Below are 21,210 nucleotides of genomic sequence, written 5' to 3' on the forward strand. Positions count from 1 at the left end.
TACTAACCCTTTATTTATCGATGATAATCAATGCATATAATATATGGTGCATCTTTACGATTGATCAATTGATGCTTCATTACATCAAAATGTTTGCTTGCAAGTGTGCTGCAATACTCTTCAACTTTCATCGCTTCTCGCTTGCCTGTTTCAAACCCAGGATACAACACAAGGACAACTCTTCCTTCGTAGTTCATTCGTTCCCAAACTTTATTCAATGTGGTAATTACAGTATCAGCATTCGTTGTCACTGTCTCATCAGATTGTGGCAGATATCCAAGATTAAAGATTCCAGCATCCAAACGTCTTGTATACTTATCGAAGTGTTCATGTGAATCCAAATGCACATAAACATTCTTTAGATAGCGACACATATTCTCAGTATTATCAATTGCTTGCTGTTGAATATCAAACGCATACACCTCTTTAAATTGATGTCCTAGAAAGAAGGTATCATTTCCATTCCCACATGTGAAATCAACTGCAATATCTTTATGATTTACTTCTAATAATAATTCTTGCGCGATTGTTGTTATTTTTTTCATATAATCATTATAGTCACTTTCACTATAAAATACCATAAGAAAAGAACACTCCTTAGAATGTTCTTTCACATTTATTGATTACATACACATACGATAGATATTAATAACATCTTGTGTAGATAGTTCACGATACCCATCAATTTTACCACCCTTTGAAGCAGTTGCACTTGCTGCCATTTCTTCAACTGGTGCATCTTCTGGAATCCCAATTGCTTCAAATGTCATTGGCAAATCTAAACTTTCAAAGAATTCTTTGGTCTTTTGAATTGCTATCTTTGCAATCGCCATATCATTTGTCCCTTCCAGACCCCATACATCACGGCCATAAGAAGCAAACTTATCAACTGTTGAACCATCTAGAATATATTCCATCCATCTTGGCGTAAGCATTGCAAGACCAGCTCCATGCGTTACATCATAATAGGCACTAAGCACATGTTCCATTGCATGGCAACTCCACTTCTTGCCAACACCACAACCAGTTAACCCATTGATTGCAAGTGATGAAGTCCACATCATATTTGCTCTTGCTTCATAGTTTTCTGGTTCATTATAAGCAATCTTCCCATAACGAAGACATGTCTTTAATAGTGATACTGATATCTGATTGGATACTTGTGATATCTCTCCATCATTGAAATAAGTTTCCATGATATGTGACATAATATCAGCTGTACCTGATGCAGTCTGATATTTTGATACACTATACGTATACGTTGGATCCATAATGCTTACTTTAGGAAATAACGTTCTGTGGCCAAATCCTTTCTTTAATTTTAATTCAGGATTTGTAATTACTGCAGTTGCATCCATTTCACTTCCTGTTGCACTTAATGTAAGTACTGAAATTAATGGTAATGCTTCTGTAATTAGATTACTGTCCTCAATAAAATCCCAAGGATTACCATCGTAATACATACCAGCGCAAATTGCCTTGGCACAGTCAATTGTACTTCCACCACCAACGGCTAATACAACCTGTATATCATTCTCTTTACAAAGATTTACTCCATTTACTACACTCTCTAATCTCGGGTTTGGTTCCACTCCAGATAATTCATGTATTGTAACATCCTTTAATAATGACTTTACCTTTTTATATAAACCAATTTTCTTGATACTTCCACCACCATAAACAAGTAGAACTTTATCTCCATATCTTGCTACAGCATCGCTCAGTTGTTGAATTGATCCTTCACCGAAATAAATTTCAGTAGGAACATAATACGAAAAATTTTCCATGTTAATACCTCACCTATGTGTCTATTATACTACATCTCTTTCTTATATGATAAACAAACAAATCTATTATCATATTAAATTTCTATAAACTTGTTTCTGACTCGTCATTTTGTGAATAAAGTGTCCCTAATTTTGAAACAGGATGTTTATCGCAACGGATATATACTTTCCAATAAAAGTTTTCAATATCATTATCTGATAACAGTATTGGTTTTCGTAAATACTTTTGTTGCGCAACAATTTTATCCTCATCACTTAAGAAACTTAAATATTTATAGATTTCCTTGTTTGATAAATTTAGTTTTCTTGATACAAAAGCATAATCAAATTCATTCTCCTCATTTTCTCTTATATAACTAAGAAGTTGGCTTTGCATTTCTTTATTATTTTGAACTTCATCCCTCTCTCTTCTATCTTTCATGTAAGCAATTAATAAATATAAGAGACCAATAACTACAATAGTTAAAAGGATTGCGACAATAATAAAAACAATTGTTAGTAAAACTTCTCCACTCATCATATCAACTCCTTACATTCCATCCCATTATACCAAAAAATCACTACAAACCTAAGTTTTGTAGTGATCATTAGTTAATCTTTCGGATATACCAAATTACCTTCAGTAAGGTGCAGCAATACTTCTACATAGTATTTTGATGCCCAGTACTTTGCCATTGGTAAATTTAAATCAAGATAGTTTCCACATGAATATGCATCTGCCCCAGGAATATCTCCTTCATAATTCTTCACAAACATAAATACTTCCTGAATGATTTCCACTACATCTCTTGGTTGTAAATCACCTTTGAAAATTACATAGAATCCAGTTCTGCAACCCATTGGTCCAAAATATATTGTCTTATCTTTATATTCATCATGATTTCTTAAATAAGTTGCACCCAGGTGTTCAATTGCATGAACTGCAGAAGCTTCCATTGCTGGTTCAATATTAGGTAATGTCATACGAATATCAAACGTAGTTAAAACTTCTTCATTTAAATAATCTTTACGGGATACATAAATCCCTCTTTTTAGTCGTGTGTGATCAACTGTAAAACTTTCAATCTTATTCATTCTCTTCACCTTGCCCTCTACCCTATATATATTATATTCTAATTCTTTATAAATTGCGATATGAAATCATTTTTTATTGCACTAAATCTTGTATAAAGAGTAAGATTCGCTCCACCATCTTTGGATCATTTAAAATAAATGCCAATACAATAATTCCAAATGCCATCAGAAACATAATTGTCAGATGCCAGCGCTTATACATTACCAGTATCGCAATGTATTCTCTTAATGTCGCGTTATACCAAAAATAGAATGGGGTCTTAGAACCAATTCCCTGAGCCTTTAATCCTGCCTGACGAGCAAAGATACCAGAACGAAATACATGATAATTACTTGTCGCAAATACTGCCTGGTATGGTTTTCCTTCCATTTCCTTTTCAATCAGTTGTTTAGAATACAACATGTTCTCATACGTATTTTTAGACTTGTCTTCCATTAATAAATCCCATAAAGGAATTCCCTGCTCCAGTGCATAATCACGCATTGCCTGCGCTTCACTTACTGATTCATCTTTTCCCTGCCCACCAGATAAAATAATCTTTGGTGTTTTCTTTTTCTTCTTTTTACTGTGAACCTGACGCCAGTATAAATTCATTCCACGATCAATTCTTCTGGCAAGCAATGGCGATACTTTATAACCACCAATTAATCCACTACCTAACACAATAATATAGTCTTTGTTTAATCTTGGACGATAAATTCCATAAATAAATGATGACATTAAGTAATTCATCAAGATTACAATTAAATAAAACAGATATGCATATACGATTGCTATTAATGTTGTAATCATTGGGTTTTTCATTGCTGTTTCCCAGTGCATTCCAGATACAATTAGTAAGCCAAGAATTCCTAATCCTAAAAATAAGGTCAGCATATTCGATAAACTTCTTCCTTCTTTTCGTAAGATTATAAATGCATTAATAAATGATAAGAACATAATAATAAACGCACCTAAAGAAAAGACCATTAAAATTACAAATAAGACTGCTCCTACTAAAAATAAAAGAATCTGATTATTCGTATCAAATGCAAGATATAGTAAAGATACTAAAGTACAGATTAAAAGAATATTAAATAAAAATCCATTCATAATCTTTCTGCGATCATGAATATTTGATATTACAAATATCAAAAATACTACTAAGTTAATAATATAAAATATCATCTCTGCCTCTTCCCTTACACATCTTTACTAAAATTCTTCTGTAGTTTATTTTCTATATATCCACAGCGCTTATAAAACTCATGAGCGCCTGTGCGATAATTGCTTGATACCAGACGTACGATATCTGAGTCATCTTCTTTAGCCCACGCTTCAATTGCCGCTAAAAGTTTTTTACCAGCGCCTAATCCCTGATATTGTTTATTCACACAAATCGCCATAACATTCTTTGCAGCAGCACGATACGTACACTCATAATCACTGGCATGAATATAGCCAATTACCTTGTCATCAACACACGCAACAACTAGCTTCTGTGAAGACTTCTCTAACAATGATTCTAGATTTTTTTTGGTTTTCTCTACTGGATATTCATACCCTAAACTTTCTGTATTCATATATGCTATCGCTTCATAATCTTCCAATCTTGCTTCTCTAATTTCTATTACGTTTTCCATAACTTACCCCATATTAATTCTTTTCATATTGATAGATATATTCTACATGAATTATGATGAACTCTCAACTGTGATGTATATATTAAAAGATACTTCGAGTGTTGAAAACGAAGTATCTTTATTTTATTTATGATAAGAAATTGTAGATACAACAGATTGCGTTATCTTCTGCAATAAATATTTCGTATCATTGAGTGAATCTTTTAATGTCATTGGGCGTTGTGCCAATCCATAAAGACCAATGATACCACTCTCCAACATATCCATTACACTGATAGCACTAACTGCTCCTGAAATACAGATAGTTGGCACCTTGTATTGCTTTGCAATCTTGGCTAATGATACAGGTACTTTTCCAAATAATGTTTGATAATCCGTTTTTCCTTCTCCAGTAATTAAATAATCACATTGATTTAAATAATGATGAAAATGGAATCGCTCTAAAATATAATAAGTTCCATTGACTACTTCAGTATGTAAGCAGGATAGAAAGGCAAACCCTAACCCACCAGCTGCACCACTTCCTTTTTCTTCATGACATGTTTTATTCATCAAATCATTCAGAAGCAAAGTCCATTTCTTCATACAATGTTCCAGATAATCACATGTGCGCTCATTTGCACCTTTTTGTGGGGCATAAGTATAAGTGGCACCTTGTTCTCCCAAAAGGACGTTATTCACATCACACAGTAGTTTAAAGCGAACATCAGCAATCTTTTCTGATACCAACTGCATATCGATATGATGAACCTTTTCTATATTTAAAAGGTAGGGTTCCACTTCATTATGATTCCTATCATACAAGTGCATGCCAAGTGCAGCTAAACAACCAATCCCACCATCATTAGTTGAGGTACCACCCAATCCAATAATAATACTATTCACTTCCAAATCATCACAAACTTGAATGATTAATTCACCAATTCCAAATGTCGTTCGTTTTTCTATATCTTTGGTATTTGCTTCTAACTGCACCAATCCTACAATCAATGCCACTTCGATAATTACTTCTTTCACTTTAGGGCAATAACCAACCATTACCTCTCTTTTATTACCAGACTCATCACTTACTGTATAATACTTTTTCTCTAGTGTATCATCATGGTAAAAGAATACATCTAAGAATCCTTCTCCACCATCAGACACTGGAAATTTATGAACTTTAATTTCATCACTAATCTGATTAATTGACTCCTCCATAACATTACAAATTTCAATAGATGAAAGACTGTGTTTATAGGAATCTGGGGATAATAAAATATTCATATAATCACCTGCTAAACTACACGATTAATTGCTTTACCTTCAAGAAAATCTTGAAGATTCGTTAATGAAGTTTCCATAATACGTGAACGTGCTTCCTTAGTTGCCCATGATATATGTGGAGTAATCAAACAGTTTTCACACTTTAGCAATGGATTATCATCTGCTATTGGCTCCTCATAAGTCACATCAAGAGCAGCAGCATAAAGTTGTCCATTTTGTAAGGCCATAGCCAAATCACCCTCATTGATCAGTTTACCACGTGCATTGTTTATTAAAATGGCTGAATCTTTCATCTTTGCTAATGTTTCTTTATTGATTAATTCATGTGTAGTTTTTGTTAACGGGCAGTGAAGTGCAATAACATCACTTGTTGATAATAAATCATCTAAAGATAAAGAAGTACTTCCTTCAACTGCTGAAGCATATTCATCATAATATACAATGTTCATACCTAAAGCAGAAGCAATATTTGCGGTGGCTTTCCCAATGTTTCCAAACCCAATAATTCCCATGGTTTTACCTGCTAATTCAATCATAGGGTAATCCCAAAAACACCAATCTTTGTTTTTTGACCACTCTTTATTTTTTACCTGTTTATTGTGATATCCAATATGGTGACACACCTCCAGCAACAACGCGATTGCATATTGAGATACGGTTTGTGTTCCATAACCAGGTACATTGCAAACTGCAATTTTTTGTTTCTTAGCTGTTACTAAATCCACTACATCATATCCTGTTGCAAGTACACCTATAAACTTTAAGTTTGGACAGTTTTCAAGTATTTCTTTATTTAAAGGTGTTTTATTTGTATAAATAATATCGGCATCCTTTGATCTTGCTAGAATATCCTCTGGTGATGTTCGTTCATAACAAATAACTTCTCCCATATTGTCAAAGATACTCCAATCCAAATCTTCTGGATTTAATGTATAACCATCTAAAATAACAATCTTCATAATCTACCTCTCTTCTTTCAACAATGTCATTGCTTGCTGTGCTTCCATTCTCCAAAAATCTTTTAAGATTCTTAAATCAGTACCTAGCGCAAAGTGACGTACACCCAACTCTTTATAGTATGGAATTTCTGATGCATGACGTATTTCTACTCTTGGCGATACATGATATTTAATTGCAGTAGCAATTACTTTTCTTTCGATATCCTTTATTTTATCCACGTCCTCTTTTGCATTCAACCCACTGTTCATCGCAAAGTCAGCTAGCCCAAACTGAATAAAATCCACCCCATCCACCTGACAAATCTCTTCAATGTTATCAACTGCTTCTTTCTTCTCAATCATAAACCCTATTACGGTTTTTGCAACATCTTCTGCGTATTGCTGTTGAGAACTTAACTCTTCACAACCAATCCATCTGCGATTCACAAACCCTAGTGCTCCCTTGTGAGTTAATGATGCAGGTCGAATCGAACGAATCGTTTCTTTCACTTCATCGCCTTTTGTATGGTCAGTAAAAAGAATCCCCTGAAATCCTGAAGCTAGTGCTTTTTGGGCTACATAAGAGCGATTTTCATAATCTACCTTTATGATGGTAGCTAAATTATGCAATTCTGCAGCACGGCAGATATCCTCTAAATCATTATGGTCAAATGGCGCATATTCTGCTAGGAACTCAACATAATCATAATATCCACATACACCAATTAATTCAGTCACAAGAGGCCAGGTCATATGCATTCTTGTTGCTAATACAACACCATCTTTGTCCATAGCAGTTCTTAATGTGTTTTCTCTCATCTCAACACCCACTAATCATAGATTCCAGACATAATTTTTATTATTTCTTCTACATCATTCGTCTCACGCATCATTCGCTGACGTTTTTCTTCAAACTCTGCCAATCCTTGTGCACGTTCAATCACTTCATCCAAGTGTTCATTTGGAAACTTCACAGCACCATTTTCATCCATATGAATAATTTCTCCTGGAGTCACCTGCATCCCAAATACTTCTACTCCTGTATTAACAGATTGAACTGCCCATTTTCCATGTCCTGCAGTTACTCCACTCAACATATACTGCATTTCTAAAGGACGAATTTCGTCAACATCTCGTGATGGGCCATCACTGATAACCCCAACAACACCAACAGACTTTAATGCAGTCATCATATTACCACCTAAAAGTCCATTCTTGTGTTTGATTTCATCAGGAAAGTTTTGTTTCAATACTAAAATAACTGGTTTTGGCATTTTATCAACTGCTCGTAAAACATCAGCAAATCCTAATCTTGTAAAGTTTGTATCTGGTAATCCATAGGTACAAGTTACTGCATAGCCTACCGTTCTCCCTAATTCAGGATACATACATTTAGCATCCTGATTGGTATACCATGCTTCATTCCATGGGTGATATAATCCCAAACAATAATCTTTATCCGGATATGTTGCTACTACATTGGTAATACTTGGTGTATCAAAATCTTTTAGTTTCTCTATTTTTTGGTTTTTCATCTCTCTTTACCTCTCTATAAGTTATTCACAATATCAACTGGTTTTTGTCCTTTATGAACAAGTTCAATATCTTTCATTACCTTTAAATCCATATTACAGATACATGCATAGTTATAGACTCCAACATGCGGACTAAAAACGGTATTCTCTAATTTTAATAGTGGATTATCCACTTCTACTGGTTCACTTGTAAGTACATCAGCACCAAAGCCACCAATCCTTTTCTCAGCTAATGCTTCTACAAGTGCTGCTTCATTAATCAGTGCACCTCTTGCAGTATTTACCAATACTGCCGTTTTTTTCATCATGACAAATTGTTCTTTATCAATCATATGATGATTTTCTTTTGTCAGATTTGCATGTAAAGAAATAAAATCTGACTCTCGTAACAGTGTTTCTAAATCAACGTGTTGACTTGTCTGTTTTTGATATGGATCATAAATCAATATCTTATTCTGATAACCATGCTCCATTATTTCTTTGAATCTGCTTCCAATATTTCCACAGCCTATCACTCCTGTTACTTTCCGAGTTAGTTCATATCCCATCAAACGTCCACGATTATTTAACCACTCATCATTTCTAACCATATAATCAGCTAATAACATCTTTTTTGCAGCCATCGACAACAAAGTTGCTGCCTGTTCTGCAACTGCATCACGCTCAATTCGACCTGTAATATTACACACATACACATTGTGTTGTTTTGCACTTTCTAAATCAATATGATTGAAACCTATCCCATGTCGTGTAATTAGTTTTAGATGCTTCATACCATCAAAAAATTCACTATCTAAAGTTGGTGATGTTCCCATAATGATATAAGTAACATCATGAAGTAATTCTAATAATTCTTTTGTTTTTGCATCTTTTGCCACTGCATAACGAGTTACTTCACCAATTTTCTCTAATTCTTCAATATGCTCAGGAAAATCTCTACCAATGCTACTTACATTTAAAATCGCTATTTTCTCCATAGTATCAGTTTTGCTCCTTAAAGAAATCAATTACATTCATTGCAGCATATAGTGACATTGTATTAATTGAACCATAAGAAGATGCTGCCAAATGTGGTGTAAACACAGAAGTCTGTGACTTCAATAATTCAGGATCTACCTCAGGTTCTTTGTAGTGGACATCGGTTGCAATTGCATAAATATCATTGTTATCTAATGCAGCAACTAATGCATCACGATCAATTAGTTTTGCTCTGGCTGCATTGACAATAATTACATCTTTCTTCATTTTACTAATCGCTTCTTTATCAATTAATGGAGTAAAACATTCAAGTGCAGGTACATGTAAGGTAATAAAATCAGATGCCTTAAATATTTCATCAATAGTAGATGCTTGTACCTTGTACTGTTTCATAAATTCCTCATCGTATGCAATATCATAGCCTAGAACCTTGCAATCAAATCCATGTAATCGTTTTACTACTGCTTTACCAATTGCACCTAAACCAATTACACCAACTGTGCTTTGGTATAAGTCATGGGAAATCGGTTTCTCCCATACATGATTTCTCAAATTACGATCACTTCTGCAAATACTGTGAGCACTTGCAAGCATTAGACCAACTGCATGATCAGCAACTGAATTCGTATTGGCATTTTGGGTAATGGTTAACTTAATTCCTTTTTCTTTTAAATACTCAACATCCACCTTGTCTAATCCTACCCCATAACGTGATACAATCTTTAAGTTCTTTGCCGCATCTATCACCTTCTTATTTAATACCTCAGTCCCTAAAATGACAGCATCTACATCTTTAATCCATTCAATTAATTCATCCTCGTTTAATAATCTACCACAAGGGTTGGGTATCACTTCATAACCTGCTTCAACTAACAATTCAAATGCTTTTGGATCACAAGAAGCAAATGAATTTGAAGTAATTAAAACTTTCATCTCTTTCTCCTCTCTTAGAAAAACAGCACTCGGTTAAAACCATGGTTTTACCAAGTGCTGTTGCTATTATAGTTCCCTTAATTCTTTCATTTTTTCTGCATAATTAAAACCATCTTTAAACAATGCACTTGTTCCCAGAATGAAACCATCTACCCCTTTTTTAGAGTATTTTTTGATAATTGGTTCACTACATGCACCATCTAACACAATTTTAAAATCATATTCTTTTTTTAATTCTATTAACTTATCAATTTTTTTCTCAATAAAATCAATAAATTTTTGTCCAGCAAATCCTGGATTCACACTCATGACTAAAACATAATCACATACATATAAAATATCTTCTAACGCTGAAAGACTGGTATCAGGATTAATTGCAATTCCAGCTAACTTCTTTCGCTCTTTTATATGTTGTAAGGTTTTAATTGAATAGCGTTCTGATTCTGGATGAATATAGATCAGATCAGCACCAGCATCAATAAACCAATCAACTTTACTTGCAGGATCCTCAATCATTAAATGAACATCTATAAGACGATCTGTAAGTCCACGAATTGCTTTTATATCCATAATTCCCATTGTCATGTTAGGTACAAAACTTCCATCCATTACATCACAGTGAAACATATCAATACCAGCTTGATCTAGATTGATTACTTCACTTTTAAGATTTGTGAAATCTGCACACATCATACTTGGACATAATAGTTTATTCATAATGCTCCCCCGCAATTTGTCTCATTTCATCTATATTATCTTGTATCCTAGTGTTCTTACGAAACAATCCTGAAGTTCCCCCTGTCAGAATTGTTGCTCCTGCTTCTACAACAGAAGGAATTGTTTCACTGTGAATATTTCCATCTGCCTGAATATGCGTTGTTAGTCCTGCTTGTGATAAACGCTCTCTCATTATTTTAATATGTTCAATTGCAGCAGACTGAATCTTCTGTCCAGCAAATCCTGGATTTACTGTAAGTTTTAAAATCCAATCAACTTCTTTTGCTAATTCTATAAAATCTTCTGGTACATCGCTTACTGATTTAAATGCTAATATCGGTTTTGCACCTAATCTTCTAATCTTTTCAAATACTTCTTTGTGATTACAGTCTATTTCATAATGAACAGCAATATAATCTGCTCCTGCTTTAATAAAAGGTTCTAAATACTTATCAATATCATTCACAGCAAGATGTACTTCTATTGGTTTATTTACGTATGGTCGTATCTTCTCCAATACTAAATCACCAAATACAAAACACTTATTAAATTCACCATCCACAACATCATAATGAATAAAATCTAAATCACTTTGATTTATCTTTTCTATTTCATTTTCTAAGTTAAGAATGTCACAGCAAGATAATGAACCACTAACTAAAATCTCTTTATTTAGGTTAATCTTTTCCATATAGAATATCCATAATCATTACATGATCTCGATTTGCTTTGATTTTATCTACATAGGTTTGAATATTTACGACTGTTGGATCATCCAGAGAAAGTTTATTCAGTTCACACAACGCTTCAATTGGTGTTGTTGTTAGTTTAGACGCTGAAGGTGTGTCTTGTAGTTCTTCCCAGTAAATTAGAGCTGAGGCTGCAACAAACTCCATGATTTTCGGATCTATATGATGTTCCTTAAGTATATTAAGTGGTGTCATAATACGTTCCGTTGGTCCCAGTTTTCGTTGTGGAGCACGTCCATTTTTAATATTGAAGTCTAAGATACTCTTATCTTTCATTTTAACCATTGCCTTATCCGCAAACGCTTCCTGATCTTCTTTGGTAATTTCAAAGTACTCTTGAAGTACTGGATTTAAATCCTCTAACAATTTATCCATCATTTCAGAGATGTCTGGATCATTTGCAGCATCCCCATATACTTCATATCCTTTTACATAACCACAATAAGAAATCAGTCCTGCTAAACAGTTATATGTGTATATCTTACGCTTAAAATATTTCTCAAAGTCATGCATTGGTACAGCACCATCAAAATCCAATTCTCCATCATATCCATCACAATCATATGGAAAGAACGTTTCATTCATTGATAGGATATCCAATCTTGTTCCTTCCAGTGAAACAGTGGAACAAAAAATTGCTGACTGTGACACTCGAAATGGAACTGTGATATTTTCATTATGCATTGCCTCTCTCAGCACTTTACCTGGATTCACTCCATTCTCACAAGCAAATAATATTGTCTCTTTTGCCTTGTTTAACAATCCCTCTTTCAATTGCTTCGCAACATCAGAAAGATTCTGTTCCCCTACTGCAGTGAAGATAAAGTCAGCTTCATGAATTGCATTCTTTGCACCATCGCAATAACTTTCATATGCCTTAAATCCTTGAATATATAATGGTGTACGATCTTTACGATAGAAATGAATGGTAAATGCATGGTCTTCCTGCATTAATTGAATTAACGCTTCACTTTTATCAATAAACGTAATTTCATAGTTTTTCTCAAATAGATACCGTGCAACATATCCTCTACCAGATTGTCCTGCACCAATCACTACTGCCTTTTTCATTAAGCATCACCTTCAATCCAACCACGTTGTTTCAACTCTTCAATTCCTTCTTTGATTAGTTTTGTAGCTTCTTCATCTTTTTCTAATTTTGAAATGGTTGCAAGAATATAGTCAATTCCTTTCTCCTTACGTAGCTCAACCAATTTGTTTGCATCTGCATCCTCAGGATCCTGATAATATAATGCAGCGGCTGTAGCTAATGCAATCGTCTTTGGTTGGACTCCTGCTTTCAGCGCCATTTTTAATGGTCCTATCAGGCGATCTTCAGGTCCCAACTTACGAATTGGGTCTCTTGCAATTCTGGTTACATCATCCACAATGTTGTAATCTGTATATTTTGCTTTGGCATTCTTCGAGAACTCCAATTGACTCTTTTCATCGATTCCCATTCCATTAATCAAAGCAGTATTAATTTCTTCATATACCTTATCTAACAATGGTTCAATATCTGGATGATTTGCAGCATCTGCAACTCTTCTGATTCCTCGTAGTCTTCCAAAGAATGCAACAGAGGCAACACTTGTATTATTGGTATAAATTTTTTGTTTCAGCAAATTTCCAAAGTTATCAATAAATTGAATATGATTCCACTGAGGAATATCCCCAAGAATTCTACTTTTATCAACTGGAAGATACCATAAATTCTGTACCCATGTATCCATTTCATTCACTACTTTGGAAGGATCAGGTGCTCCCGTACCTGTACATAAAATTACTGATTCACTCACTCCTGTATTCTTTTCAAATACATCTTTACTCTCTTCGTCATTCAGCGTTTCTAAAATAGCTGTCTTTAAATCAGTAGCTGGATCAATCCAGTTCTCACAAGTAATAATATTACTTGTATGAACTGCACCTTTTTCTAGTAATAATCTAAATGCCTTTCCCAGTGTCTCACCCACTGCAGGCATATTTTTTCCACCACAGGCAGTAAAGATCATATCACTTTCTTCCCATGAGGTAGCTAACTGTTCAATATCATGAATGGAATAGGCTTTTACATTTTCAACCTTTGTACTTAATTCCTCATTTCCAAGTACATGAATTGTATATTCCTTTTTCTCATTCAATGCCTTAACCATGTCATCACTAGCATCAAAAAATACGACTTCAACATGATTACTTAGTAATAACTCACATACAAATCCTCTACCAATTCTTCCAGCACCAAGAATAATTGCTTTCATCATTTCTCCCCCTAATCGTGATTTTCAAGTAACTCAATCATAATGTCTGTTGCTTTATTTACTGTATTAATTTCTGATTCTTCAGAACGTGAACCGATATGAGGGGTCAGAATGAAATTATCCATGGCGATAAGTTCATTGACCCAATCAGTTCTTTCTGGTGGTTCACTAGTGAAAACATCCGATGCACTTGCAAATATATCACCATTCTTCAGTGCTTCATACAAAGCTTTTTCATCAACCACTCCACCACGAGCAGCATTAATTACACAAGCGCTTTTTTTCATTTGTCTGAATTCCTTTGTGGAAATCATATTTTTCGTTTCATCATTTAGTGGTACATGTAGGGTAATAAAATCACTATTCACAATAATATCTTCTACATTTGTACTTTTCGCATTATATGTATCTAAGTCTTCTTGTTTAATATCAAACACATCATAAACAAGCACCTTCATACCAATTCCATTCGCAATACGAGCAACATGTTTTCCAATATTTCCAAATCCAATAATTCCAACGGTTTTTCCATATAGTTCAACTCCGGTTGGCTTCTTCCAGCCACCACTGCGAACATCACATCCTGCGGCTACAATATGTCTAGAAGCAGCGAACATTAATCCTATTGTGTATTCTGCAACTGCATTGGAATTCGTCCCAACACAACGCCCCACTGAAATATCTAACGCTTTTGCAGCATCCAAATCGATGTTGTCGACTCCAACCCCAAACTTCACAATCGCTTTTAAGTCTTTGCATTGTTTCAGTAATGCTTCATCACATTCATCCACACCAACAATGATGCCAGTTGCTTCTTTTGCCGACTCTACGAACTGTTCTCTACTCAGAGGTAAACCACTGCGGTTTACATTTAACTCATATCCAAGTTCTTCCAAGCGTTTACCAGCTTCATCTCCATATTTTGCATATCCTCTAGGTGTAATCAAAATCTTCCCCATGATTATGCTCCTTTATTTCTTGTATCAACTAAAATCTGACGTAATTTCTTTGCATTCTCAGTAATTTCTTCACTACTTCCTTTTGTTAGTAAACCACCTAATCCAACACAATCAATCCCATTCTCAACCCACTCATGCAAGTTATCAAGAGTTGCTCCTCCAGAAGCTAAAATTGGCATATCTGGGAATGGCACTTTGAATACTTTCGCTAAGTTTGGTCCATAGTAATTAGAAATTGGGAATGCCTTAATATAAGATGCTCCGGCTTTTAGTGCTTCCATCATTTCTGTATATGTTGTACAACCTGGTGCATAAGCTACCTGATATAAGTTAGCCATATCTGATACTTCTTTACTGAATGTAGGTGCAATAATAAACTCTGCTCCATCCATAATTGATAAACGAGCTGTTGTTGCATCTAAAACCGTTCCTGCTCCTACCAACAGCTGATCTTTAAATTTATCTTTTAGTGCTTTAATTACATCACCAGCATTGCTGTTTGTATAACTGATTTCAATTACATCAACCCCACCATCCAGGCACGCTTGTGCAATCTTAATTCCTTCTTCGATTGTTTCTACCCTTACAATCGCCATAATTCCTGTATCTTTAATTCTTTTGATAGTGTCTGCCTTAAACATCGTTTATTCCTCCTTGTTTTGTTCTTTATAAAGATGCTTTATAAATCTTAATAATGTCTTCCTTACTTAATGCGACATAAGCATCTTTCAATGCTGGTTCGCACTTCGCTGCCATCGCCTCAAAATGTGTTTCATCAATGTCCAATTGTGAAAGTGTAGTTGGTAACTCTAACTGATGATAGAATGCTTTTAATCTTTCAATCCCAGCTCTTGCTACTTTAAACTGATCTTCACAATCTTCTACTCCCCATACATTTCTTGCCAGCGTGGCAAATTTTTCTACTGTGCTATCATTTAGCACATACTCCATCCAGTGTGGTGTCAGTATTGCCAATCCCACCCCATGCGTGATATCGTATACTGCACTTAATTGATGTTCGATCGGATGAACACTCCATGCCACTGGTTTTCCTAATTTCAATAGGTCATTAATTGCCCAGCTACTTGCCCACATCAAGTTTGCTCGTGCTTCATAATGATCTGGCTTGTTATATGCAGTTACTCCAAACTCAATACAAGTTTTAAGTAAACTTTCTGCAAATTGATCCTGTAAGTATGCTTCTTCTTTTGAAAAGTAGGATTCCATTACATGTGACATAATATCTGCAGTTCCTGATGCGCTCTGATACTTAGATACGCTAAATGTATAAGTTGGATCCATAATACTTACCTTAGGTCGTAGAAGTGGATGTCGCATTCCAATCTTTTCCTGTGTTTCAATATTAGAAATCACCGAAATATGATCCATTTCACTACCAGTTGCTGCAATTGTTAATACACTGATAATTGGTAATGCTTTAGTAATCTTTGATTCATCAATCACAAAGTCCCACGGATTACCATCATAATAAACCCCTGCAGCAATTGCTTTGGCACAATCGATACTACTTCCACCACCTACTGCCAGTATCACATCCGCCTGTGCCTCTCTTGCTATTTTTATACCTCGTTTTACAGTACCTAATTGTGGATTGGCTTCTACACCTGACAATTCAACGATACTTGTAGCAGAAACTTCTGCTTCCTTTAAAATCGCATCATAGATGCCATTTCTTTTTATACTTCCTCCACCATAAACTAATAGTGCTTTCTTTCCATATTCGCCAAGAATGGTATGCAAATGCTGAATCTGATCTTTACCAAAATATACTTTGGTTGGTATATCATATATAAAATTTTGCATTATACTCCTCCTATGAACATTTCATGTAAATACTCATAAACACCGTCTTCGTTATTTGTAAACTGCGTCTGATCATCTGCAACACTATATGCATTTATGGTTGCATTTTTCATCGCCACCCCAAAACCACAGTTTGCAAGCATTTCAATATCATTATCACTATCTCCAAATGTTATAACTTCTCCCACAGTGTCTCCCCGACCTGTGACAAAAGTTTCTATTGCCTTATGCTTTGATGTACGCTCATCCATATACTCATAGATATTACCTTGTGAAAAACATCCTCTAAGACCACTGAAATACGATCTGCTAATAATGTTTTGAACTTTTGAATGATCGGTTTTATCAAACAGCAACATTACTCTAGCTGTCTGTTTAAAATCACTGGTTTCATCTACTACTTTTTCAAACTTAAAGAAATTCAAATCTTTGATTCGTTTTGTCTCTTTAGTTAATTTTGATGAACATAAGCAATTTGGATTATGAAAACTTACATTAATAAATGAGAAATCTTTATAATATGACAAGATTTCTTTGATTGAAGATGGCGATACCATATTTAATTGGTAAAAGCGGTCTTCTTTCAATAAACACAAGTCAACTCCATTATTTGCAATTACAACATCTACCACTTCTTCTAAGCCTTCTTGTTTTAATAAAGGCAATACTGAAGTTGGTGCTCTACCTGTAGCAATTCCAAATACAATATTGAACTCCAATTTAATCTTTTTAATTAAATCGATTGTTTTTTGTGTCATTTTCTTTTCATCATTTAAAAGCGTTCCATCCAAATCACAAAAAATATACTTTTTACTACTCATGAGTAACTGTAATTCTTACTTCCCTGCACATCCAAACAATTTGATATAGTGAATAACTTTATTCTTAAATCCTTGTGCTAGTAGTGGATATAACTGATAAACTGCATTTCCACTTAAATCTTCTTTCGTAAGATTTTCAATTGCAGCACGTTTTAAATCATTGGATAAATTGATTTTATTAATCCCTTCATGTGCACATCGTTTCAGGTTCTCATCGCCAGTTCCTGATCCTCCATGAAGAACCAGCGGAATTGGTAGTGCATCACGAAGTTCATGCAGTAGTTCAAAGCGAATGTTTGGTTCTCCTGTATAGACCCCATGTGCAGTACCGACAGCTACTGCAAGTGCATCTACATTGGTTAATTCGACAAAGCGTTTCGCTTCCTCTACTTGGGTGATTCCAGTCGATCCATCAACTCCATAGTTATCACCTGATCCAACATGACCAAGTTCTGCTTCTACACTCACTCCAAGTGAATGAGCAATTTTTACCATTTCTTTTACTTCTTCTACATTCTCATCAAACTGACATAGGGAACGATCAATCATGATTGAAGTAAAACCAGCACGGATTCCTTTCATGCATTCTTCAAAAGTTTTCCCATGGTCTAGGTTCACAGCTATTTTCTGTGTAGATCTTCTGGCTAAATCACAAATGATTCTGCCAAAGAACTCAATATCTGGATTTGCATTAGGAATTACATTTAATATCAATGGTGAATTCATTTCTTCAGCTGCAGCAATTGCGGCACGAACATTGTGTTCATTGTCGACATTGGTGGCAGGAATTGCATAACTTTCCTTTTTTGCTTTTGCAAGCAATTCATGTAATGTAACTAACATCTCTTTCTCCTTTATTAAAAATTAATCAGTACGCGATAAGTATTTGGAACACAGGCACGATCAAATGCTTCCTGAGCCTGATGATAGGCATAAGTTGAATCAATTAAATCACTCATATCAATCAGGTTATTTCCAATTAGTTTAGTAGCTATTTCATTGTCCTCAATCGTTGGATTAAGGGTTCCAATAAATTCAATTTCTTTACTATGCATATAACCAAAATCTACGCCTATTAACTCTTTACGGTCTTGTGAACTGTAAGCTACCAAGCGTCCATATGGTGCCAGCAACTCAATTGCTGTTCGCCATATTGCTGGATTGGCAATTGTATTGAATACTACATCCGCACCTTTTCCACCTGTAATGTTTCGAACTTCCTCTAAAACATCAACTTTCGTAGGATCAAATACCATGTTTGCTCCATTCTTTAATGCCAGTGCTTTACGAGTTTCGTCAGTTTCAGAAATTACTACTCTTGCCCCTCTCATAAGAGCAAGTTTCATGTGTAGGAATCCCATGATTCCCAGTCCAATAATAACCACTGTATCTGCAAACTTGATTCTTGCTTTTGATACACTATGAACGCAACAAGCCAATGGTTCCGTTAGTGCTGCATGATTCAGATTCACATCATCTGGCATCTTAATAATTTGCCAGGCTGGTATCGCTAAGTACTCACTTAATCCTCCACCTTGAACAAATCCTTCAAATACTGCGTGTTTTGGCATTTTCTGTTTGTTTTCACACTGTGTTCCTCTTCCTGAACGGTCAAATTCACACTGGTTACAATATCCTGATGTAAAGATAACTTTATCGCCTGGCTTTACGCCAACTACTCCTTCTCCTACTTCAGCTACCACACCACTACACTCATGGCCTCCTAAAAATGGTAACTGATAGGCTCTTGTTCCTTTGTAGGTTCTCTGTTCAATCGTACATAAGGAAACGGTTTTGGTCTGAAATAAAACTTCATATGCTTTTAGTTTTGGTTTTTCTAATTCACGTAATTCTAAATGATCTTTTTCTGTAATCACAATTGCTCTAGATGTTTCCATGTTGCTCCTCTCTATCCTGCAATTTTTCTATGACAGCGATAAAATCCTATACATTGTAAGAAACCCATAATAACTGCAAGTGCAATACATCCACCTACAAATGCTGTATTAATAACTCCAGCAACCTGATTTGTCAGCAGACAATAACCTAGTCCACAACCAATCACAAAGAAGGCAATTCCACGAAATAGTGAACTCTTATCATCTTTGTCTGACTCTGCTTTATCCACATGCTTTGTTTTTACTGTAGATAATGCTGGTAATATCTGATAATTAAAAACAAACAGACATACTACATATACAGCAATACATAATATCATCCAAATCCAGTAATCAAGCGAAAGTAATGTACCAAGAATAATTCCTATGGAAATAGCATTGAACACACTGTTTTTAAAAATGATGGCAAAGCGTTCATTTTTTGCATTTAATAAATAGTACTGATTATGTTTTTTATCATAAAAGATTTTTCTTTTCTTCTTATCTTCAAAAATTTCTGCATTTCTACTGAAGATCATAATTTCACTCCTTACTTGTTATAGATCCAGCGATTCTCTTAAATTCACAATTGTATCCTTTGACAAGCCTGTTAAATGCGTTGTCATTTCATCCAGTTTCATCATATCTTTATTTGCTAATGCTTCCATTAAAAACGGCATATTTACTCCAGTGAAACACTGAATATGATGATCTTCTTTTAACTCATCAATTGCCAGTGCAGTCATATTAAATGGTGATCCTGCAAAGATATCTACAAATACCATTACCCCTTCACCTTGATCCATAGCTGTTATCTTGTCCGTTATTTTATCTTTTAGCTGTTCTGGACTATCTTGTGGAAACAAACCAATTGTTTCCATTTCATCACATGCATCACCAAAGAACATTGCTGAGCTTTCTTTAAATGCCTGTGCCAATGGGCCATGCGTTACAATTAAAATTTTTACCATTATTTACTCCTTCTCTTTTAAACAATAAGAGGAACCTAATAGTAGATTCCTCTTATCTAAATTTACTATTATCCTAGTAGTCCTACTGCTCCACCTGCAAATCCAATAACAAATAAGATTAACAGTATAGTAGTAACACTTTTTCCTTTTACCTGTAGCCAGAATCCCAGCAGCGTAACACTTAAAGGAATCAGTGATGGTACGATTTTATTTAAAATTGAACCTAAATCTAATACACCAGTGTCCAGTTCAATTGTATAAACAGCTCCGATTGTTACATATTTAACAATCATAGCTCCCAAACAGAACAACCCGATGATACCCAGTGCAGTCGTAACCATTTTTACGAATCCACCTTCTAAGAAACGGTCAATTGAATCAATACCTAATTTGTAACCACGCATAAACATTTGATACGTTACTACAAAGTCCAATAATGTAACTCCAATACCATACATCCATGCTCCCCAGATATGACCTTGTACAGCCCAACCTAAGATAACACTTAAGATGATTGGTTTTACCAGACCAGCCCATAAGGTATCTCCAATACCTGCAAGTGGTCCCATAAGAGCGGTTTTAATGTCTGGAATAATGGTTGCATCCATTTCTCCAGTTGTATCCATTGCCAGCCCTTCTTCAAGCGCAACAACCATACCTGGAAGAATTGCTCCCCAACGTGGCTCAGTGTTGAAATACAACATATGACGTTGAAGTCCTTCAATCATTTTTTCATTATTATTTGGATATAACTTTTCAAAGATTGGTCCCATCGCTGTTGTTAATGCTCCAGCTTGAAGACGTTGATAGTTATATGTCATGTGTGATGTCATATGCCAAGTAACAGCGGCTCTACGAACATCCTTTTTCGTTAATATTTGTTTTGTTTCTGTGCTCATG

Annotated in this window: 25 protein-coding genes; all 25 read right to left on the reverse strand. The window is 34.9% G+C overall.

What is annotated here, in order from left to right; genetic code table 11:
* Nucleotides 1-14 precede the first annotated feature (14 nt).
* Nucleotides 15-581: a tRNA 5-(aminomethyl)-2-thiouridylate-methyltransferase MnmM gene (gene mnmM / locus J2S15_RS01780; RefSeq protein WP_307404893.1), complete on the reverse strand. Its 567-nt coding sequence runs from the start codon at nucleotides 579-581 to the stop codon at nucleotides 15-17.
* 42 nt (nucleotides 582-623) lie between these two features.
* The gene (locus J2S15_RS01785; RefSeq protein ID WP_307404895.1) at nucleotides 624-1,787 is read right to left on the reverse strand and encodes an iron-containing alcohol dehydrogenase; all 1,164 of its coding nucleotides are present in this window, start codon (nucleotides 1,785-1,787) and stop codon (nucleotides 624-626) included.
* An 82-nt stretch (nucleotides 1,788-1,869) separates the two neighbouring features.
* The gene (locus J2S15_RS01790) at nucleotides 1,870-2,304 is read right to left on the reverse strand and encodes a hypothetical protein (protein WP_307404897.1); all 435 of its coding nucleotides are present in this window, start codon (nucleotides 2,302-2,304) and stop codon (nucleotides 1,870-1,872) included.
* A 74-nt stretch (nucleotides 2,305-2,378) separates the two neighbouring features.
* The gene (locus tag J2S15_RS01795; RefSeq protein ID WP_307404899.1) at nucleotides 2,379-2,861 is read right to left on the reverse strand and encodes an S-ribosylhomocysteine lyase; all 483 of its coding nucleotides are present in this window, start codon (nucleotides 2,859-2,861) and stop codon (nucleotides 2,379-2,381) included.
* 73 nt (nucleotides 2,862-2,934) lie between these two features.
* Nucleotides 2,935-4,029, reverse strand: a complete 1,095-nt coding sequence (locus J2S15_RS01800) for a YdcF family protein (RefSeq protein WP_307404901.1) — start codon at nucleotides 4,027-4,029, stop codon at nucleotides 2,935-2,937.
* Between the two features lie 14 nt (nucleotides 4,030-4,043).
* Entirely contained in the window at nucleotides 4,044-4,484 is a 441-nt protein-coding gene (locus J2S15_RS01805) for a GNAT family N-acetyltransferase (RefSeq protein WP_307404903.1), read from the reverse strand.
* Between the two features lie 123 nt (nucleotides 4,485-4,607).
* Nucleotides 4,608-5,750, reverse strand: coding sequence for a glycerate kinase family protein (locus J2S15_RS01810; RefSeq protein ID WP_307404905.1), 1,143 nt, complete (start codon nucleotides 5,748-5,750; stop codon nucleotides 4,608-4,610).
* A gap of 11 nt (nucleotides 5,751-5,761) precedes the next feature.
* Nucleotides 5,762-6,709, reverse strand: a complete 948-nt coding sequence (locus tag J2S15_RS01815; protein ID WP_307404907.1) for a D-2-hydroxyacid dehydrogenase — start codon at nucleotides 6,707-6,709, stop codon at nucleotides 5,762-5,764.
* Between the two features lie 3 nt (nucleotides 6,710-6,712).
* Nucleotides 6,713-7,507, reverse strand: a complete 795-nt coding sequence (locus J2S15_RS01820; protein WP_307404908.1) for an HpcH/HpaI aldolase family protein — start codon at nucleotides 7,505-7,507, stop codon at nucleotides 6,713-6,715.
* A gap of 11 nt (nucleotides 7,508-7,518) precedes the next feature.
* Entirely contained in the window at nucleotides 7,519-8,223 is a 705-nt protein-coding gene (locus J2S15_RS01825) for an RraA family protein (protein WP_307404910.1), read from the reverse strand.
* A 14-nt stretch (nucleotides 8,224-8,237) separates the two neighbouring features.
* Entirely contained in the window at nucleotides 8,238-9,200 is a 963-nt protein-coding gene (locus J2S15_RS01830) for an NAD(P)-dependent oxidoreductase (RefSeq protein WP_307404912.1), read from the reverse strand.
* Between the two features lie 4 nt (nucleotides 9,201-9,204).
* On the reverse strand, nucleotides 9,205-10,134 hold the full coding sequence (locus J2S15_RS01835) for a phosphoglycerate dehydrogenase (protein WP_307404914.1): 930 nt from the start codon (nucleotides 10,132-10,134) through the stop codon (nucleotides 9,205-9,207).
* Between the two features lie 66 nt (nucleotides 10,135-10,200).
* Nucleotides 10,201-10,851 (reverse strand): ribulose-phosphate 3-epimerase, encoded by a 651-nt coding sequence (locus J2S15_RS01840; RefSeq protein ID WP_307404916.1) that lies wholly within the window; start codon nucleotides 10,849-10,851, stop codon nucleotides 10,201-10,203.
* Entirely contained in the window at nucleotides 10,844-11,542 is a 699-nt protein-coding gene (locus tag J2S15_RS01845) for a ribulose-phosphate 3-epimerase (protein ID WP_307404917.1), read from the reverse strand. The genes J2S15_RS01840 and J2S15_RS01845 overlap by 8 nt, the downstream gene beginning before the upstream one ends.
* The gene (locus J2S15_RS01850; RefSeq protein WP_307404918.1) at nucleotides 11,529-12,671 is read right to left on the reverse strand and encodes a mannitol dehydrogenase family protein; all 1,143 of its coding nucleotides are present in this window, start codon (nucleotides 12,669-12,671) and stop codon (nucleotides 11,529-11,531) included. Before J2S15_RS01850 ends, J2S15_RS01845 begins: the two co-directional genes overlap by 14 nt.
* A complete protein-coding gene (locus J2S15_RS01855) occupies nucleotides 12,671-13,858 on the reverse strand; it encodes a mannitol dehydrogenase family protein (protein ID WP_307404920.1) in 1,188 nt (395 codons plus the stop codon). The genes J2S15_RS01850 and J2S15_RS01855 overlap by 1 nt, the downstream gene beginning before the upstream one ends.
* Nucleotides 13,859-13,869: 11 nt before the next feature.
* Nucleotides 13,870-14,817, reverse strand: coding sequence for a phosphoglycerate dehydrogenase (locus tag J2S15_RS01860; protein ID WP_370872451.1), 948 nt, complete (start codon nucleotides 14,815-14,817; stop codon nucleotides 13,870-13,872).
* A gap of 2 nt (nucleotides 14,818-14,819) precedes the next feature.
* Nucleotides 14,820-15,458 (reverse strand): beta/alpha barrel domain-containing protein, encoded by a 639-nt coding sequence (locus J2S15_RS01865; protein WP_307404922.1) that lies wholly within the window; start codon nucleotides 15,456-15,458, stop codon nucleotides 14,820-14,822.
* A gap of 25 nt (nucleotides 15,459-15,483) precedes the next feature.
* Nucleotides 15,484-16,641, reverse strand: a complete 1,158-nt coding sequence (locus J2S15_RS01870) for an iron-containing alcohol dehydrogenase (protein ID WP_307404923.1) — start codon at nucleotides 16,639-16,641, stop codon at nucleotides 15,484-15,486.
* A complete protein-coding gene (locus tag J2S15_RS01875) occupies nucleotides 16,641-17,462 on the reverse strand; it encodes an HAD-IIB family hydrolase (RefSeq protein WP_307404925.1) in 822 nt (273 codons plus the stop codon). Before J2S15_RS01875 ends, J2S15_RS01870 begins: the two co-directional genes overlap by 1 nt.
* Nucleotides 17,463-17,477: 15 nt before the next feature.
* Entirely contained in the window at nucleotides 17,478-18,305 is an 828-nt protein-coding gene (locus J2S15_RS01880) for a class II fructose-bisphosphate aldolase (RefSeq protein WP_307404927.1), read from the reverse strand.
* 14 nt (nucleotides 18,306-18,319) lie between these two features.
* Nucleotides 18,320-19,360, reverse strand: coding sequence for a zinc-dependent alcohol dehydrogenase (locus tag J2S15_RS01885; protein ID WP_307404929.1), 1,041 nt, complete (start codon nucleotides 19,358-19,360; stop codon nucleotides 18,320-18,322).
* Nucleotides 19,361-19,371: 11 nt separating this feature from the next.
* Entirely contained in the window at nucleotides 19,372-19,878 is a 507-nt protein-coding gene (locus J2S15_RS01890) for a hypothetical protein (RefSeq protein ID WP_307404931.1), read from the reverse strand.
* An 18-nt stretch (nucleotides 19,879-19,896) separates the two neighbouring features.
* Nucleotides 19,897-20,310, reverse strand: a complete 414-nt coding sequence (locus J2S15_RS01895) for a PTS sugar transporter subunit IIA (protein ID WP_307404933.1) — start codon at nucleotides 20,308-20,310, stop codon at nucleotides 19,897-19,899.
* A gap of 68 nt (nucleotides 20,311-20,378) precedes the next feature.
* Entirely contained in the window at nucleotides 20,379-21,209 is an 831-nt protein-coding gene (locus J2S15_RS01900) for a PTS system mannose/fructose/sorbose family transporter subunit IID (RefSeq protein WP_307404934.1), read from the reverse strand.
* Between the last annotated feature and the right edge of the window lies 1 nt (nucleotide 21,210).

It is taken from the genome of Breznakia pachnodae (genome assembly GCF_030814225.1).
GTDB classification, from domain to species: Bacteria; Bacillota_I; Bacilli_A; order Erysipelotrichales; family Erysipelotrichaceae; genus Breznakia; species Breznakia pachnodae.